Source organism: Aliihoeflea sp. 40Bstr573 (assembly GCF_024105655.1).
In the GTDB taxonomy this organism is placed as follows: domain Bacteria; phylum Pseudomonadota; class Alphaproteobacteria; order Rhizobiales; family Rhizobiaceae; genus Aliihoeflea.
Genome location: NZ_JAAAMH010000004.1, coordinates 77,211 through 93,557, shown reverse-complemented (window position 1 = coordinate 93,557; position 16,347 = coordinate 77,211). Strand labels below are relative to the sequence as shown.

16 protein-coding genes are annotated in these 16,347 nt (G+C 64.8%); 8 read left to right on the top strand and 8 right to left on the bottom strand.

Annotated features, from left to right (window positions below; translation table 11 throughout):
• Positions 1–8 precede the first annotated feature (8 nt).
• The gene (gene rlmN, locus GTK01_RS07050; RefSeq protein ID WP_252925165.1) at positions 9–1,232 is read right to left on the bottom strand and encodes a 23S rRNA (adenine(2503)-C(2))-methyltransferase RlmN; all 1,224 of its coding nucleotides are present in this window, start codon (positions 1,230–1,232) and stop codon (positions 9–11) included.
• A gap of 188 nt (positions 1,233–1,420) precedes the next feature.
• Positions 1,421–1,924 (bottom strand): invasion associated locus B family protein, encoded by a 504-nt coding sequence (locus GTK01_RS07045; protein WP_252925164.1) that lies wholly within the window; start codon positions 1,922–1,924, stop codon positions 1,421–1,423.
• A gap of 374 nt (positions 1,925–2,298) precedes the next feature.
• Here GTK01_RS07045 and GTK01_RS07040 point away from each other — a divergent pair, with 374 nt between their 5' ends.
• A complete protein-coding gene (locus tag GTK01_RS07040) occupies positions 2,299–2,874 on the top strand; it encodes a sigma-70 family RNA polymerase sigma factor (RefSeq protein WP_252925163.1) in 576 nt (191 codons plus the stop codon).
• On the opposite strand, the gene GTK01_RS07035 is transcribed toward GTK01_RS07040, so the two are convergent.
• The 4 genes from GTK01_RS07035 to GTK01_RS07020 form a co-directional block, all read right to left on the bottom strand.
• Positions 2,871–3,251 carry a YkvA family protein gene (locus GTK01_RS07035; RefSeq protein WP_252925162.1) on the bottom strand — a complete coding sequence of 127 codons (381 nt, stop codon included), beginning with the start codon at positions 3,249–3,251 and terminating at the stop codon, positions 2,871–2,873. The two genes, GTK01_RS07040 and GTK01_RS07035, sit on opposite strands and share 4 nt — an antisense overlap.
• A 52-nt stretch (positions 3,252–3,303) precedes the next feature.
• Positions 3,304–3,600: a 4a-hydroxytetrahydrobiopterin dehydratase gene (locus GTK01_RS07030; protein WP_252925161.1), complete on the bottom strand. Its 297-nt coding sequence runs from the start codon at positions 3,598–3,600 to the stop codon at positions 3,304–3,306.
• Positions 3,600–4,196 carry an RNA 2',3'-cyclic phosphodiesterase gene (gene thpR / locus GTK01_RS07025; protein WP_252925160.1) on the bottom strand — a complete coding sequence of 199 codons (597 nt, stop codon included), beginning with the start codon at positions 4,194–4,196 and terminating at the stop codon, positions 3,600–3,602. The genes GTK01_RS07030 and thpR overlap by 1 nt, the downstream gene beginning before the upstream one ends.
• Positions 4,197–4,497: 301 nt before the next feature.
• On the bottom strand, positions 4,498–5,133 hold the full coding sequence (locus GTK01_RS07020) for an arylesterase (protein ID WP_252925159.1): 636 nt from the start codon (positions 5,131–5,133) through the stop codon (positions 4,498–4,500).
• A gap of 111 nt (positions 5,134–5,244) precedes the next feature.
• Between GTK01_RS07020 and GTK01_RS07015 the strand changes: the two genes are divergently transcribed.
• The 4 genes from GTK01_RS07015 to GTK01_RS07000 all read left to right on the top strand — a co-directional run bounded on the left by GTK01_RS07015 (position 5,245) and on the right by GTK01_RS07000 (position 10,362).
• The gene (locus GTK01_RS07015) at positions 5,245–5,922 is read left to right on the top strand and encodes an ABC transporter ATP-binding protein (RefSeq protein ID WP_252925355.1); all 678 of its coding nucleotides are present in this window, start codon (positions 5,245–5,247) and stop codon (positions 5,920–5,922) included.
• Positions 5,923–6,121: 199 nt separating this feature from the next.
• Positions 6,122–8,668, top strand: coding sequence for an ABC transporter permease (locus GTK01_RS07010; RefSeq protein ID WP_252925158.1), 2,547 nt, complete (start codon positions 6,122–6,124; stop codon positions 8,666–8,668).
• Positions 8,669–8,889: 221 nt separating this feature from the next.
• The gene (locus tag GTK01_RS07005; RefSeq protein WP_252925157.1) at positions 8,890–9,669 is read left to right on the top strand and encodes a Bax inhibitor-1/YccA family protein; all 780 of its coding nucleotides are present in this window, start codon (positions 8,890–8,892) and stop codon (positions 9,667–9,669) included.
• Between the two features lie 123 nt (positions 9,670–9,792).
• Positions 9,793–10,362: a GNAT family N-acetyltransferase gene (locus tag GTK01_RS07000; protein ID WP_252925156.1), complete on the top strand. Its 570-nt coding sequence runs from the start codon at positions 9,793–9,795 to the stop codon at positions 10,360–10,362.
• A gap of 6 nt (positions 10,363–10,368) precedes the next feature.
• Here the strand turns inward: GTK01_RS07000 and ccmB are convergent, their stop codons facing one another.
• Both ccmB and ccmA read right to left on the bottom strand, forming a co-directional pair.
• Entirely contained in the window at positions 10,369–11,034 is a 666-nt protein-coding gene (gene ccmB / locus GTK01_RS06995) for a heme exporter protein CcmB (protein WP_252925155.1), read from the bottom strand.
• A gap of 33 nt (positions 11,035–11,067) precedes the next feature.
• Complete coding sequence (ccmA, locus tag GTK01_RS06990) at positions 11,068–11,667, bottom strand: heme ABC exporter ATP-binding protein CcmA (RefSeq protein WP_252925154.1); 600 nt, start codon at positions 11,665–11,667, stop codon at positions 11,068–11,070.
• A 260-nt stretch (positions 11,668–11,927) separates the two neighbouring features.
• Between ccmA and acnA the strand changes: the two genes are divergently transcribed.
• The 3 genes from acnA to GTK01_RS06975 all read left to right on the top strand — a co-directional run bounded on the left by acnA (position 11,928) and on the right by GTK01_RS06975 (position 16,321).
• Positions 11,928–14,621, top strand: coding sequence for an aconitate hydratase AcnA (acnA, locus tag GTK01_RS06985; protein ID WP_252925153.1), 2,694 nt, complete (start codon positions 11,928–11,930; stop codon positions 14,619–14,621).
• A gap of 230 nt (positions 14,622–14,851) precedes the next feature.
• Positions 14,852–15,610: a thioredoxin family protein gene (locus tag GTK01_RS06980; protein WP_252925152.1), complete on the top strand. Its 759-nt coding sequence runs from the start codon at positions 14,852–14,854 to the stop codon at positions 15,608–15,610.
• A gap of 327 nt (positions 15,611–15,937) precedes the next feature.
• Positions 15,938–16,321: a DUF2794 domain-containing protein gene (locus GTK01_RS06975; RefSeq protein ID WP_252925151.1), complete on the top strand. Its 384-nt coding sequence runs from the start codon at positions 15,938–15,940 to the stop codon at positions 16,319–16,321.
• Positions 16,322–16,347 lie beyond the last annotated feature (26 nt).

Below are 16,347 nucleotides of genomic sequence, written 5' to 3'. Positions count from 1 at the left end.
GCCGCCTGTCACTCGCCATGCCCCGCGATCATCATCGCCTCGAGCGCCAGGCGCTCGGATTTCTTCATGCGTTCGGATTCGGACTTCAACTGGCCGCAGGCGGCAAGGATATCGCGCCCGCGTGGCGTGCGGATCGGCGAGGCGTAGCCGGCCGCGTTGACGTAATCGGCGAATTTCTCGATCTGCTCCCAGTCCGAGCACTGATAGTTCGAACCCGGCCAGGGGTTGAACGGGATCAGGTTGATCTTGGCCGGAATGCCGCGCAGCAGCTTCACCAGCGCCTTGGCGTCTTCCATTGAATCGTTGATGTCCTTCAGCATCACATATTCGAAGGTGATGCGGCGGGCGTTCGACAGGCCAGGATAGTCGCGGCAGGCCTGGATCAACTGCTCCAGCGGGTACTTCTTGTTGATCGGCACCAGAAGGTCGCGCAGATCGTCGTTCACGGCATGAAGCGAGATCGCCAGCATGACGCCGAGCTCGTCGCCCGTGCGGTAGATTTCCGACACGACGCCGGAGGTCGAGAGGGTGATGCGGCGCTTGGACAGGGAAAGCCCGTCGCCGTCCGAGGCGATCAGCAGCGCCTTCTTCACCTCCTCGAAATTGTAGAGCGGCTCGCCCATGCCCATCATGACGATGTTGGTGATCTTGCGCCCTTCCGCCGGCACGATCGCGCCATCGGGCGTGTCGCGGTCGGGAAAGTCGCCGAGCCGGTCGCGCGCCGTCATCAACTGGTTGAGGATTTCCTCGGCCGTCAGGTTGCGGACCAGCTTCTGCGTGCCGGTGTGGCAGAAGGTACAGGTCAAGGTGCAGCCGACCTGGCTGGAAATGCACAGCGTGCCGCGGCCCTCTTCAGGAATGTAGACCGTCTCGATCTCGACCGGCCGGCCGGCGCCGCGCGGTGGAAACCGGAACAGCCATTTGCGCGTGCCGTCCTCGGAAATCTGCTCCTCGACGATTTCCGGGCGGGCGATCGTAAAGGCATCCGCCAGCTTGGCCCGCAGCTCCTTCGAGATGTTGAACATGTGCGCGAAGTCAGAGACGCCGCGCACGTAGAGCCAGTGCCACAGCTGCTGGACGCGCATCCTGCGCTGCTTTTCGGGGATGCCGATCGCGCCGAGCGCCTCGGCCATCTCGGCCCGCGACATGCCGATCAGCGACGGCTTCTCGGCGCTCCGGGGGCGAAGCGCTGCGCGGGTCTGCGGCTGGGTCAGGTCGAGCGTCAGGGTCATCGGTCGGCAATCTCGAAAATCGGGACAATCGCGGCGGCTGAACGTTCCCGTTCCTATCACGAACGGTTCGCCGCCGCTAATCGGCGGCGCGCTCGCCAGCCGGTCGGTGGCGCTCACATAAGCGACGTTGCGGCAAATGAAAAGGCCGGAGCTTTCGCCCCGGCCTTGAATGGACGTGGAATCCGAACCTAGCTGCAGTTCTGGATCGAGCTCAAGGCAGCGGTGATGCCGCGCAGCGAGAAGGTGTAGTTGGTGTCGTTGCCGCGTCCCGACTTTGCCGAGATCTTCATGTCGGCGCCGGCGCGCATGGCTGCGATCAGCTCGCCTTCCTGCGCGGCGTTCTCGAGCCAGGCGGAAGTGCCGCGGGTGAACATGGAGTAGCTCTTGTCGCCCACCTGGACCGTGACCTTCGAATTGTCCTGAAGATTGTAGGAGGCGATGAACTGCGGTTCGTAGGAGACGTTCTGGCCGGGCTTCTGGCTGACGAAGAAGAAGATGTCGCCATGGTTGAGGCTCGTCGGCTGCTTGTCGGTCGGAACCGTCAGCACGTAGCAGACGCGCCCGCCGTCACCCTCGTAGGAATAGGTGCCCCAGGCATTATGCTGTCCAATCTTGGTTGCGGATTGGGCGAGTGCCGGCGTGGCGAGAGCGACCATGCTGAGGCAGGAGAGTGTCGCGATTGTTCTGCGCATGGCTGTCTTGGATCCCTGTCTGAACGTTTTGGACTGGTTAACGAAACGGGTCGAAAAGGCCCGAATTGCCTCGAATTTTACGGAAACGGGGTTACCAAAGAATAAACCGGCTGGCAGCGGGCTGGCTGGCATTCAGGGCTTCCCCTCCCATACCCGAACGCGCCGCCCGGATCAGGGTGTATGCGATGTCCCTGAAATGAGTTTGAACCGGGCAAAGGCGGCAAGATTTTGACTGAATGTGTCGTACCGTGAACTGACGGGCGGGCATGGGATCGTGCGAACCGGTGGAAACCGGTTTCCACTTTGCGTTTCCATGTTCTAGTGTCGGGTCAAGTTGCGGCATCCCGGCCGCCGGGGAGAGTTCGCCGCTTCGCATGACGACCCAGTCTCCACAAGACCATGCCCGGCTTGCGGCCCGCGTGGCCGTCGACCGCGACCGCGCCGCCTTCGCAGCCCTGTTCGATCATTTCGCCCCGTGCGTGAACGGATATCTGCAGCGGCTCGGTATGGAACGTTCCCAAGCCGAGGACCTTGCGCAAGAGGTGCTGGCCGTGCTGTGGCACAAGGCGCATCTGTTCGATCCGGCCAAGTCCTCGCTCGCCACCTGGCTCTACCGCGTCGCGCGCAACCGGCGCATCGACCATTTGCGCCGCGACAAGTCGGACCGGCTTGATCCGGCCGATCCGATCTTCGAGCCGGACGCGCCGGAGCCCGCCGACGAAGCGCTCGATGCCGCCCGCCGCGACGAGCGTGTGCGGCTGGCGCTCGATACGCTGCCGCCAGAGCAGATCGAACTGATTCGCCTCGCCTTCTTTGCCGGACTGACGCACAGCCAGATCGCCGAGAAGACGGGCGTGCCGCTCGGCACGGTCAAGTCCCGGATAAGGCTCGCATTCTCGCGGCTGCGCAAGGCGCTCGAAGCCGACGCGCAAGTGGATACGGACGTTTAGCCAGACCTTGCGAAGCGTTCGATGGCGGCCTGTGCTGCCTTGCGATGCTCGGGCCTGATGTGGGCGCGCATGTTGGCGATCGCTGCCGTCAGCACCGCGATGTCGTCGGTGAAGCCGAGGCCGAGGATGAAATCCGGAACCATGTCGAAGGGCAGGACGAAATAGGCAAGCGCCGCCAGGAGCGTGCCGCGCACGCGCAGCGGCGTGCTGGGGTCGAGGGCGCAGTAATAGGCGGCGACGAGTTCGTCGGCGAAGGGGATGTGGCGCGAGGCCCGCTTAAACGTGCGCCAGAAGCCGCCGGCCACGCGGCGCGCGCGCGCCTCGTTGGTGTGGCCGTCGCCCGGCTCCAGAATGTCGTCGATGGTTGCCTGCTTCATCGGTGTCCGATCCTGTTCAACGGTTGAGAAATGGGATCGGCGCGATTCTCCTTCAAGCCTGGAACATCTTGTCGAAGCGCTTCGCCAGGTCGACGTCGCGCTGCGACAGCCCGTCGACGTCGTGCGAGGTCAAGCGCACGTCGACGCGGTTGTAGACGTTCGACCATTCGGGATGATGGTCGGCCTTCTCGGCGGCCAGTGCGCAGCGCGTCATGAAGCCGAAGGCCTGGCTGAAGGTCTTGAACCTGAAGCTGCGCGAGATGCCTTTGCCGTCCGCGTCGCGCGTCCAGTCCGGCAGCGCTTCGAGCGCTGCCGTGACCTGCGTTTCGGAAAGGGCGTCGCCCTCCATCAGCGCGGCGTCCATGCGGGCTGGGGGACATGGGCCCATCCGCCGCGCGCGGCAGGTTCCAGCTGGTCGAGCGGCCATGCCTCCTCGACGACGTAAGGGCCACCGCCGATCGAATCGCGCGAGGACATCATGACGAAGCGGCCGACCCGGAAGGGGGCGGTGGAAAAATTGCCGCGCATGGACAGGTAGTGGGCGACTTCGCCGGGAGAGACGTTGCGCAGGCGCGCCACCGTCACATGCGGGGTGAACTTGCGCGCGTCCGCCGGCAGTCCGAGGCGCTGGCCGATCCGCTCGATCTCGCCCTGGAGAGCGGTCAGCTCGGGCGAGGCCGCGACGCCGGCATAGACCGAATGCGGCTTCTTGGAGCCGAAGGCGCCGACGCCGGACAAGGCAAGCGTGAAGGCAGGGCGGCGGATGCGATCGAGCGCGACTGCGATCTCGTCAGCCACATGGCCTTCGACATCGCCGTAGAAGCGCAGCGTCAGGTGGTAGTTCTCGGGGTCGATCCAGCGGGCGCCGGGCAGGCCCCCGCGCAGGAGGGAGAGCGAAAGGGCGGCGTCGCGCGGGATTTCAAGCGCTGTGAAAAGTCGCGGCATGGTCTGGTCCTTCCCCAAATCCGCCGGCTGCTGCCTGGAACAGACGGCTTCTACCGCTTCGACGCCATGGTTGCCTGGAAGGCGCCGAAGCCGGGATGTCAGCCCGAAAAATCGGGCGGCGAACCGGTCGGCGCAAAACGACGCGTTGCAGTGCGGCATTTGCCGTCCGGGACTTTTCACCGGCACTTCGAGACCGGCTCTGGCCCTCCTCGAATCGACTGCTTCTCATATCAAGCGAATCACCCGCAGCCTGGTTCCGCAAGGGATTTTGCAGCGCAGCGTAATTCATCAACGGTTAACGTTACCCTTGCGCCTCGATATAGGCCTCGACCATCGGCAGCACGCCCTCCACCATCCGGTCGACGCCGGCCGCGCTTGGATGCATGCGATCCTCGAGCGTCATTCCAGGAACCGTCGTCACGCCGTCGAGGAAAAACGGGTAGAGCTCGACGGCGAACCGGCTCGCAAGCTGCGGATAGATGCCGTTGAAGCGATCGCCGAACGAGGCGCCGAGATTGGGCGCGGCAAGCATGCCCATCAGCATCACATCAATGTCGCGGGCGTCCAGTCCTTCCAGAATCGCGGTGAGGTTCTTCTCGGTCACGCCCGGGTCGACGCCGCGCAGCATGTCGTTGGCGCCCAGGCCGAGAAGGACGAGATCGGTATCGTCGGGCACGGACCAGTCGAGACGGGCAAGGCCGGCGCTCGTCGTGTCGCCGGAGACGCCGGCATTCGCGATCACCACATCGTGACCACGCGCTTTCAGCGCTTCTTCCAATCTTTCGGGGAAGGATTCGCCCGGGTTCAGCTGGTATCCGGCCATGAGACTGTCGCCGAAAGCGACGATCCGGACCGGTTCGGCCAATGCCGAGGCGATGCCGGCGAACAGCACCAGTCCGGCTGCGACCAAAACGCGTATGGAAGAATTGAACGCCATCACCCACAACCCATATGAAATCCGCCGGTTCGCCGGCCCGTCAGGGAACGACCGTTCCCGCTTCGAAAGCGAATATAGGAGCGATCGGCCGTGACCAAACCCGTCATCGAAATGAAAGACGTTTCGCTCACGCTCGGCGAGGGCGCTTCGTCCGTCCATGTCCTCAAGGGCATCACCCTCGACATCGCGGCCGGCGAGACGGCCGGCATCGTCGGCCCGTCCGGGTCGGGCAAGTCGACGCTTTTGATGGTGCTCGCGGGACTGGAGCGCATCGACGCCGGCCAGATCCGCATCGCAGGCGAAGATCTGACGGCCATGAGCGAAGACCAGCTTGCCGCCTTTCGCGGCCGCAATGTCGGCATCGTCTTTCAGTCCTTCCACCTGATCCCCAACATGACGGCGCTCGAAAACGTCGCCGTGCCGCTGGAACTCGCCGGCCGCGACGACGCCTTCGCCATTGCCGAGCGGGAACTTGCCGAAGTCGGGCTGAAAGACCGGCTGACGCACTATCCGGGCGAACTTTCGGGCGGCGAACAGCAGCGCGTCGCCATCGCCCGCGCGCTTGCGCCCTCCCCGCGCCTTCTCATCGCCGACGAGCCTACCGGCAATCTCGACCAGACCACCGGTCGGCAGATCGCCGACATGCTCTTTGCCAAGGCTGTCGAGCGCGACATGACCTTGATGCTGGTGACACACGACCCGGCACTGGCGGCGCGGTGCTCTCGCCAGATCGCGATCCGCTCGGGACGGATCGAGAGCGAGCCGCAATTGCAGGCGGTGCGGGCGTGATGGGGAGCCTGAGTTTCTGGAGCGGGACCCCCACCTTCTATCCCTCCCCACAAGGGGGAGGGAGGCATCCACGTGGCGATTCACGCTTGATGCGTCATTGCAAAAGGATACGCGGCGCTCACGTTCCCCTCCCCCTTGTGGGGAGGGATAAAGGGTGGGGGTACCCTACCAAAGACTCTCGCACCGCGAGGCCGATCCCATGAATTCGCGCCATCTCGCTCTCGCCTTCCGTTTTGCCGCGCGCGAAATGCGGGCCGGCCTTGCCGGCTTCTTGATCTTCATCGCCTGCATCGCGCTCGGCGTCGCTGCCATTGGCGGGGTCAATTCGGTGGCGCAGGCGATCACGCTTGGCGTTTCCAACCAGGGCCAGACGCTGCTCGGCGGCGACATGCGCTTCGAGCTCAACCAGCGCGAGACGACGCCGCAGGAAGCGGCGTTCCTGAGCGAGCACGGCGAGGTGACCCATACGGCCGGCATCCGGTCCATGGTGCGGCTCGAGGACGGGTCGGACCAGACGCTGGTCGAGGCCAAGGCCGTCGACGCCGCCTATCCGCTCTACGGCGCGGTCGAGACCACCCTGGATGACCCCATCGCGGCGCAGATCGAAGAGCGGGACGGCATCTTCGGGGCGGTGGCGCCGGACATCCTGTTTCAGCGGCTCGGGCTCGCGATCGGCGACCGCGTCGTCCTGGGCGACCAGGTCTTCGAGCTGCGCGCCGAGCTTCTTACCGAGCCCGATGCCATTTCGGACGGGTTCGGCCTCGCGCCGCGCCTGATGGTGTCGATCGATGGCCTGCGCGCTTCCGGCCTGTTGCAGGAAGGCAGTCTCGTCGAACATGGCTACAAGATCCGCATGCCGCTCGGCACGTCGCAGGACGAGATCGAGGCCGTCCAAGCCGAGGCGGGCGAGCGCTTCCCCGAGGCCGGCTGGTCGATCCGCTCGCGCACCAATGCCGCGCCTTCTCTGTCCTCGAACATCGAGCGCTTCTCGCAATTCCTGACGCTGGTCGGGCTGACGGCGCTGGTCGTGGGCGGGGTGGGCGTCGCCAATGCCGTGCGCGCCTATCTCGACGCCAAGCGCGGCGTGATCGCCACCTTCAAGAGCCTCGGCGCGTCGGGCGCGCTGGTCTTTTCGATCTACCTGATCCAGATCCTGATCATCGCCGGCGTCGGCATCGCCATCGGCCTCGTCCTGGCTGCGATCATGCCGTTCGCCGCCAGCGCGATGCTTGCCAACGTGCTGCCGATCCCTTCGGAAGGCGGCATATATCCGGGCGCGCTGGCGCTGGCGGCGCTCTTCGGCCTGATGGTGACGCTCGCCTTCGCTGTCCTGCCGCTCGGCCGCGCCCGCGACGTACCGGCCACCGCGCTCTTCCGCGAACTCGGGCTCGAAGGCCGCGGCATGCCGCGCGCCGTCTATGTGATTTCGGCGGCCGCGATCGCCGTCATGCTCGCGGTCCTTGCCGTCGGGTTCTCCGGCGATCGCCGCATCGCGACCATTTTCGTCGGCGCGACCATCTTCGCGTTCCTGGTGCTGCGTGTCGTTGGCAGCCTGGTGCAGACGCTCGCGCGCCGCAGCCCGCGCGTTTCCTCGACCGCTCTCAGGCTGGCGCTCGGCAATGTCCACCGGCCCGGCGCGCTGACGCCGTCCGTCGTCCTGTCGCTCGGCCTCGGGCTGACGCTTCTCGTCACCCTGGCGCTGATCGACGGCAATCTGCGCCGGCAGATCTCCGGTAACCTGCCCGAGCAGGCGCCGAACTTCTTCTTCGTCGACATCCAGGCCAATGAGGTCGAAGATTTTGCCGCGCTGGTCGAGGCCGAAGCCCCCGAAGGCAAGCTCATCCGCGTGCCGATGCTGCGCGGCCGGGTGATGGCGATCAACGACGTCGACGTGCGCGAGATCGAGGTTCCGCCGGAAGGCGCATGGGTGCTGCGCGGCGACCGAGGCATCACTTATGCGCGCAACGCGCCGGAGAACTCGACGCTGTCCGAGGGCACATGGTGGCCGGAGGATTACGCGGGCGAGCCGCTGGTCTCGTTCGCCGCCGAAGAGGGCGGTGAGATCGGCCTGAAGCTCGGCGACACGATCACCGTCAACGTGCTTGGCCGGAACGTGACCGCGCGGATCGCCAATTTCCGGCAGGTCGAGTGGGAATCGATGGGCATCAACTTCGTCATGGTGTTCTCGCCCAACACGTTTGCCGGCGCGCCGCATTCGTGGCTCGCGACGCTTGCCGACGACACGGCGACCAATAGCGACGAGGCGCGCATCCTCAACGCGATCACCCGCAATTTTCCGTCGGTGACGTCGGTCCGGGTCAAGGACGCGCTCGACATCGTCAACCAGATCGTCGCGCAGCTTGCCGTCGCGATCCGGGCTGCGGCGGGCGTCGCGCTCGTCGCCTCGGTGCTCGTGCTGTCGGGCGCGCTGGCGGCCGGCAACCGAGCGCGGGTGCACGACGCGGTGGTTTTGAAGACGCTCGGCGCGACGCGGCGAACGCTCATCACGGCGTTCTCGCTCGAATACACGATCATCGGGCTGGCGACGGCTGTCTTCGCGCTCTTTGCAGGCGGGGTCGCCGCATGGTTTGTGATCACCCGGATCATGGGCCTGCCATCGGCCTTCCTGCCGGAAGTGGCGGTGTCGACGATCGTCATCGCGCTGGTGCTCACGGTCGGCTTCGGCCTTGTCGGCACCTGGCGCGTGCTTGGCCACAAGGCGGCCCCCATCTTGCGCGAACTTTAGAAATCACTCATCCTGCGGTGGCGCGGTTCACCGCTGGGACCAAATGCCGCCGTTCACGGCGTGTTTCAGTTCCGGATTGGTCTTGTGATCGCCACAGAGAATGCGCATATTCCGGCGCAGGCATGCTGGAGTCCCGCCAGCGGCGCCTGGGAGAGTGCCTGACGACAGGTTCGAGCACACGCCCGACACCGGACGGGACAGTAGCAAAGAGGACCATTCACATGGCTGACCTTCGTAATTATCAGGCGCGGTACGGGGCCGCCGGCGTCCAGGCCGATGCCTCTATCGACCAGGGCCTGCGCGCCTATATGCTCAGGGTCTACAACCTGATGGCGCTCGGCCTCGCCATCACCGGCGTTGCCGCCCTCGGCACCGTTTCGCTCGCCACCACCTCCGATCCCAGCCAGGCCGTCGCCACGCTCGGCAACGGCTCGATGCTGACCGCGCTCGGCGCGACGCTTTACGGCTCGCCGCTGCGCTGGGTCGTCATGCTCGCTCCGCTCGCCATGGTTTTCTTCCTGTCGTTCCGCATCGACAAGATGAGCGTGTCGGCCGCGCAGACGACCTTCTGGGCCTATGCCGCGCTGATGGGCGTGTCGCTGTCATCGATCTTCCTGGTCTACACGGCCCAGTCGATCACGCAGACCTTCTTCATCACCGCGACCGCCTTCGGCGCCCTGTCGCTGTGGGGCTACACGACCAAGCGCGATCTGACGGGCATGGGCTCGTTCCTGATCATGGGCGTGTTCGGCCTGATCATCGCGATGATCGTCAACATCTTCCTGCAGTCCTCTGCGCTGCAGTTCGCCGTCTCGGCGATCGGCGTGCTGATCTTCGCGGGCCTCACCGCCTACGACACGCAGAAGATCAAGGAAATGTATTTCGAAGGTGACGGCGCCGTCGCCATGGGCCGCAAGGCCATCATGGGCGCGCTGCGTCTCTATCTCGACTTCATCAACCTGTTCATGTTCATGCTGCAGTTCCTGGGCAACCGCGAATAGTCGGCACGACATGGAAACGGACAAGGGCGGCCTTCGGGCCGCCCTTTTTCGTTAGACCAGCGACGCCGGGGATATTCATCGCCAGAAAGCTCTCCTATCAATGGGCGACCGGAGAGCCCTTGCATGACCGCAATCACCGTCCGCCCCGCCACGCGCGCCGACCTTCCCGCCATCACAGAAATCTATGCCGACGCCGTTCAGAACGGGACGTCGAGCTATGAACTCGTCCCGCCCGACCTTGCCGAGATGACGACGCGCTTTGCCGCGCTCGAGGCTGGCGGGTTTCCCTATCTTGCCGCCACGCGCGGCGACCGCCTCGTCGGCTACGCCTATGCCGGCGCCTTTCGCCCCCGTCCGGCCTATCGCTTCATCGTCGAGAACTCCGTCTATGTCGCGCCCGACGCGCAGGGCGAGGGCATCGGGCGGTTGCTGATGGAAGCACTGATCGATGCGTCGAAGCGGCTCGGCTTTCGTCAGATGATTGCCGTCATCGGCGACGGGCGTTCGGACAGCGCCTCGGTGAGGCTTCATTCGAAGATGGGCTTTGCCGATGCCGGCAAGCTCGTCGGCACCGGTTACAAGCACGGCCGCTGGCTCGACACGGCCTTCATGCAGCTTGCGCTCAACGAAGGCGCGCACGCGCCCCCGGACCCGGCCTCGCTGCCCGAGCGCCGGTTTCGCGGCGAGGCGTGAGGGCGCTCAATCCGACGAGGACTTGAGCGCCAGCGCCGCCGCGAATGGCCCTATCACCGCGAAAAGGAGGGTGAGGGCGCAAAGGATCAGGAAGGGGGGAAGGAAGGGCTGCGGATCGTTCGCCGCACCATAGGCGGCGGAAACGCCGAAGATCAGTACCGGAATCACCAGCGGCAGGATCAGCACCGAGACGAGCAGCCCGCCGCGCGGCAGCGATACGGCCACCGCCGCGCCCACCGCGCCGATGAAGGCGATGGCCGGCGTGCCTGCAAGAAGCGTCGCCGAGGTCGCGAGGATCGCTGCCGGATCCATGTTCATGAACAGGCTAAGAAGCGGCGAGGCGACGACCAGCGGCAGGACGCTGGCGGTCCAGTGCGCGGCGCATTTGACGAAGATCGTGACCGCCAGCATGTGACGGAAATCCGCCAGGATCAGGAGGTCGAGCGCCCCGTCCTCGCGGTCGGCCTGGAACAGGCGGTCAAGGCCGAGAAGGCTCGCCAGCAGCGCGCCGATCCACAAGATGGCGGGCCCGATGCGGGCAAGAAGGTTCAAGTCGGGCCCGACGCCGAACGGGACGACCGCGACGACCGCAAGAAAGAACAGGACGCCCACCAGCGCCCCGCCACCGGCGCGGACTCCCAGCCGGACATCGCGAAGGAAGAGGGCTAGCAAGCGGTTGGCTCCGGGAGGAACGGCGCGGTCATTTCAGTGCGCTCCCATCACCAGTTCACGCGCCCCATCGATCCCCAGCGGCACATGCGTCGCGGCCATGATCAGCCCGCCATCGCCCAGATGCGCCGCCATCAGGGCTGCGAATTGCCGTTCCGAACGCGCATCCAGCCCCGCGGTCGGCTCGTCCAGCAGCCAGACCGGGCGATAGCTGACCAGCAGCCTTGCGATCGATGCCCTGCGCCTTTGCCCGGTAGAGAGATATCCGAACGGCAGATGGCCGATATCGGGCAAGCCGACCATGTCGAGCGCCTCGTCGATCTCCAGATGCGGCTCGCCCTCGAAATCGCGCCAGAACTTCAGATTCTCCTCCACGCTCAACGCCGTCTTCATCGCATTCTGGTGGCCGAGATAGTGTGCCGAGGAGGCAATCGTCTCTCCGCCGGTTGCCTCCAGCGATATGCTGCCTGAGGAGGGCGGCAGCAGGCCAGCGACGACGCGCAGCAGCGTCGACTTGCCCGAACCGTTCTCGCCGGTGACGATCAGCGCCTCGCCGGCCGAAATCGCGAAATCGAGCGGGCCGAACACATGTTCGCCGCCACGCTCGCCGCTCAGCCCTCTTGCCACGAGCCGCATGGCGGACCCCCTGCTAATTATCGATGCGGACGACGAATTTTGCCCCGCCGCTCTCTAGAACTCTTCTACGAAATTCTCTATAGAACCGGCAACCACGCCAGCGGTCGGCGTGCAGATCATTTTGGCCGAACCAGCATGCGCGCCGCCTTGAACGGCCCGGTTGCGAGGTGACGGACAGCGGAAATGACCGTACCCGCACCTTTGCGCGTGATGCACACTGGCGTTCGTCCCCCATCGGCACCGACAGTTAGGGAACGCACGTGTCAAAATCTCTCGACAGCTTCAATTGCCGCCGCACGCTCGAGGTGGCGGGCACGCAGTACACCTACTACAGCCTGATCGAAGCCGAGAAGAACGGCCTGACGGGCGTTTCCAAGCTGCCCTTCTCGATGAAGGTGCTGCTCGAAAACCTGCTGCGCAACGAGGACGGCCGTTCGGTCACCAAGGAATCGATTCAGGCGGTAGCCCAATGGCTGGACGACAAGGGCACGGCCGGTGTCGAGATCGCCTACCGCCCGGCGCGCGTCCTGATGCAGGACTTCACCGGCGTTCCGGCCGTCGTCGACCTCGCCGCGATGCGCGATGCGATGGTCTCGCTCGGCGGCGACCCGAAGAAGATCAACCCGCTCGTTCCCGTCGATCTGGTCATCGACCACTCGGTCATCGTCGACGAATTCGGTACGCCGCGCGCTTTCGCGCGTAATGTCGAGCTCGAATACCAGCGCAACGAAGAGCGCTACAAATTCCTGAAATGGGGCCAGCAGGCGTTCGACAATTTCCGCGTCGTGCCGCCCGGCACCGGCATCTGCCACCAGGTCAACCTCGAATATCTCGGCCAGACCGTGTGGACGAAGGAAGAGGATGGCGAGACGGTCGCCTATCCCGACACATGCGTGGGCACCGACAGCCACACGACCATGATCAACGGCCTCGGCGTCCTGGGCTGGGGCGTTGGCGGTATCGAGGCTGAGGCAGCGATGCTCGGCCAGCCGGTTTCCATGCTCCTGCCGGAAGTCGTCGGCTTCAAGCTGACCGGCAAGCTCAAGGAAGGCGTCACCGCGACAGATCTCGTGCTCACCGTCGTCCAGATGCTGCGCAAGAAGGGCGTCGTGGGCAAGTTCGTCGAATTCTACGGCTCGGGCCTCGGCAACATGACGCTCGCCGACCGCGCGACGATCGGCAATATGGGCCCCGAATACGGCGCGACCTGCGGCTTCTTCCCCGTGGACGGCGAGACGGTCAACTACCTGACCATGTCGGGTCGCGACAAGCACCGCATCGCGCTGGTCGAGGCCTATTCGAAGGCGCAGGGCATGTGGCGTGACGGCGACGGTTCCCACCTCGTCTTCACCGATACGCTCGAGCTCGACATGGAAACCGTCGTTCCCTCGATGGCCGGCCCGAAGCGTCCCGAAGGCCGCGTGGCGCTGGAAAACATCGCGACCGGCTTCGCAGAAGCGCTTGGCGGGGAATACAAGAAGACGACGGACATCGACCGCCGCTATGGCGTCGAGGGCGAGGACTACGACATCGGCCATGGCGACGTGGCCATCGCCGCCATCACGTCCTGCACCAACACGTCGAACCCGTCGGTGCTGATCGCCGCCGGTCTCGTCGCGCGCAACGCCAACCGCCTCGGCCTCAAGCAGAAACCCTGGGTCAAGACCTCGCTCGCGCCCGGCTCCCAGGTGGTCGCCGAGTATCTGGAGCGTGCGGGCCTGCAAAAGGAGCTCGATCAGATCGGCTTCAACCTCGTCGGCTTCGGCTGCACGACCTGCATCGGCAATTCGGGTCCCTTGCCTCCGGCGATCTCCAACACCATCAACGACAAGGGCCTGATCGCGGCAGCCGTTCTTTCCGGCAACCGCAATTTCGAGGGCCGCGTCTCGCCGGACGTGCAGGCGAACTACCTCGCCTCGCCGCCGCTCGTGGTCGCCTATGCACTCGCCGGCACGGTCACCAAAGACCTGACGACGGAGCCAATCGGCCAGGACAAGGACGGCAACGACGTCTTCCTGAAGGATATCTGGCCGACCTCTGCCGAAATCCAGGACTTCATCGTCAAGAACGTGACCCGCGAGCTCTTCGCGTCGAAATATGCCGACGTCTTCAAGGGCGACGAGAACTGGCAGAAGGTGCAGGCACCGTCGGGCCAGACCTACACATGGGACGATGATTCGACCTATGTGCAGAACCCGCCCTACTTCGAAGGCATGCAGAAAAAGGGCGACGGCAAGGTCGCTCCGATCGACGGCGCGCGCATCCTCGGCCTGTTTGGCGACAAGATCACGACCGACCACATCTCGCCGGCCGGCTCGATCAAGGCAGCCTCGCCAGCCGGCAAGTACCTGACCGATCACGGCGTCGGCGTCACCGACTTCAACCAGTACGGCACGCGTCGCGGCAACCATGAAGTGATGATGCGCGGCACCTTCGCCAATATCCGCATCCGCAATCACATGCTGGGCGAGAATGGACGCGAAGGCGGCTACACGATCCACTATCCCTCGAAAGAGGAGATGTCGATCTACGACGCGGCCATGCAGTACAAGGCCGAGGGCGTTCCGCTCGTCGTAATCGCCGGCGTCGAATACGGCAACGGCTCTTCGCGCGACTGGGCGGCCAAGGGCACGAACCTGCTGGGCGTGCGCGCGGTCATCGCACAGTCGTTCGAGCGCATCCACCGCTCCAATCTCGTCGGCATGGGCGTCATCCCGTTCGTCTTCGAGGACGGTACGAGCTGGAAGGACCTGAACCTCAAGGGTGACGAGATCGTCACCATCGAAGGGCTCGACCAGCTCAAGCCGCGCCAGCTCATGACCGCGAAGATCACCTATGCCGACGGCCAGGTGAGGGACGTTCCGGTCTGGTGCCGCATCGATACGCTCGACGAGCTCGACTACTTCAAGAATGGCGGAATCTTGCACTACGTGCTGCGCGATCTCGCCGCCTGACCCATCCGCCCGGCCATCAAGGTCGCGTGATCGAAACCGGGGCCCTGCGCCCCGGTTTTTTTCGTTTCGGGCTCGAAACACCGTCGAATAGTCGGAAAACGGCGTCAATTGGCATCGTTTGGCGCAAAACTTTCACCGCAACGTGACTTTCCGTTGACGTGCGGCTGCGCCTAACCTTATCCCGGTCTGGCGGCGCCATCCCGGCGCGACCGCTCGCAACCGGAACGATCATGGGCAAGCGAAGTGCATTCGGGCTCATCGCTTTCGCGATAGCCAGCCTCGGGGCATTTTCCGTCTCGGCCACGCCCGATGTCGACCGTCCGGTGGCGGTGGTGGAACTTTTCACCAGCCAGGGCTGCAACTCCTGCCCGAAGGCCGATGCGCTGCTTAGAGAGCTGGCCGAACGCGGCGACGTCGTAGCACTCGCCTTCCACGTCGACTACTGGGACTATCTCGGCTGGAAAGACACGCTGGCGCGGCCCGAGCATACCGAGCGCCAGCGCGACTACGCGCGCATGTTCGGCAACCGCTCGGTCTATACGCCGCAGATCGTCGTCAACGGCTCGATCGACGTGAAAGGCTCCAAGCCAGCGCGGGTCGAATCGGCGCTGCGCCGTGCGCAGATGGGCCATTCGCTTCCGGTCGCGGTCGATCTGTCCTTCACCGACGACAGCCTGGTCATCGATGTCGGCGAGGGCAAGGCCGCGGCCGAGGCTGCCATCGTGATCGTCTATTTCGACGAGCGGGTGGAGGTGGCCATCACGCAGGGCGTGAATCGGGGGCAGACGCAAAGCTACATCCATCCCGTCACGGCTTTCCACAGCGCGGGCATGTGGCAGGGCAGGAGCCAGGAACTGCGCATGCCGCTGCACGACCTGCAGAAGAAGGGCACGGGCGGCGTCGCCGTCTTCGTGCAGGAGATCAACCCCAATGGGCTGCCGGGCACGATCCGCGGCGCGGCCATGATCCACCACCAGCCAGGCTCCTGACCAGAGCGAAATGCGCGTGTTTTCGGGGGAGGTTGTTGACCGGAGTTGGTTCGATCCGACGTCGGCCCCGTGGGCGGGGGGCTTGGGGTTACGGAAACCGGGTCGGACCGAACCGTCTCAGGCAACGAGTGCAGACTGTCTTCAGATTGGGGCGGCAAATGGGATTAATTGTGGCGAAACTAAGTCCCAACATCACCAATTCGGACAGGGTGTCCCGCGTCGTGAAGCAAGTGTGACCATGCTGCAACTGGCGCATTTTGCCTTGCAATCGCGCTGCGCCCGCGCGACCCTTGGCCCGTCGCGAAACTGTCACGAGGAGGTTCGCTGATGACCGAAGGCGGACATGGCGGAGGCACCGACGCCTCGGCAATACTCATCCCGCTCCATGAAGTCCGACGCGAGCGCTTGGAGCTGCCCATCACCTTTCACCGTCTCGAACTCGACATGATCCTGCGGCTCTATGGCAGGATGGTCGCGGCCGGGGAATGGCGTGATTATGCCATCGACCATTTGAAAGACCGCGCGCTGTTCTCGGTCTTTCGACGCACCAGCGAGACTCCGCTCTTCCAGATCATCAAGACGCCGGCGCTCGCGCGCAAGCAGGGCGCGTTTTCGGTCGTTGGCGCGAATGGGGTCATCCTCAAGCGCGGCCACGAACTGCAGCGCGTGCTCGCCGTGTTCAATTCCAAGCTGAAGCTCGTCGGGGCCTGACAGGGGCGCTGCGCGACGAACTCACG

Coding starts and splice junctions, on each gene's coding strand:
- GTK01_RS07045 (WP_252925164.1), bottom strand. CDS start 1,924: ATGCGCAGAACAATCGCGACACTCTCCTGCCTCAGCATGGTCGCTCTC.
- GTK01_RS07040 (WP_252925163.1), top strand. CDS start 2,299: ATGACGACCCAGTCTCCACAAGACCATGCCCGGCTTGCGGCCCGCGTG.
- GTK01_RS07010 (WP_252925158.1), top strand. CDS start 6,122: ATGAATTCGCGCCATCTCGCTCTCGCCTTCCGTTTTGCCGCGCGCGAA.
- rlmN (WP_252925165.1), bottom strand. CDS start 1,232: ATGACCCTGACGCTCGACCTGACCCAGCCGCAGACCCGCGCAGCGCTT.
- GTK01_RS07035 (WP_252925162.1), bottom strand. CDS start 3,251: ATGAAGCAGGCAACCATCGACGACATTCTGGAGCCGGGCGACGGCCAC.
- thpR (WP_252925160.1), bottom strand. CDS start 4,196: ATGCCGCGACTTTTCACAGCGCTTGAAATCCCGCGCGACGCCGCCCTT.
- GTK01_RS07020 (WP_252925159.1), bottom strand. CDS start 5,133: ATGGCGTTCAATTCTTCCATACGCGTTTTGGTCGCAGCCGGACTGGTG.
- ccmA (WP_252925154.1), bottom strand. CDS start 11,667: ATGCGGCTCGTGGCAAGAGGGCTGAGCGGCGAGCGTGGCGGCGAACAT.
- GTK01_RS06980 (WP_252925152.1), top strand. CDS start 14,852: ATGGGCAAGCGAAGTGCATTCGGGCTCATCGCTTTCGCGATAGCCAGC.
- GTK01_RS07005 (WP_252925157.1), top strand. CDS start 8,890: ATGGCTGACCTTCGTAATTATCAGGCGCGGTACGGGGCCGCCGGCGTC.
- GTK01_RS07015 (WP_252925355.1), top strand. CDS start 5,245: ATGAAAGACGTTTCGCTCACGCTCGGCGAGGGCGCTTCGTCCGTCCAT.
- GTK01_RS07030 (WP_252925161.1), bottom strand. CDS start 3,600: ATGGAGGGCGACGCCCTTTCCGAAACGCAGGTCACGGCAGCGCTCGAA.
- GTK01_RS07000 (WP_252925156.1), top strand. CDS start 9,793: ATGACCGCAATCACCGTCCGCCCCGCCACGCGCGCCGACCTTCCCGCC.
- GTK01_RS06975 (WP_252925151.1), top strand. CDS start 15,938: ATGACCGAAGGCGGACATGGCGGAGGCACCGACGCCTCGGCAATACTC.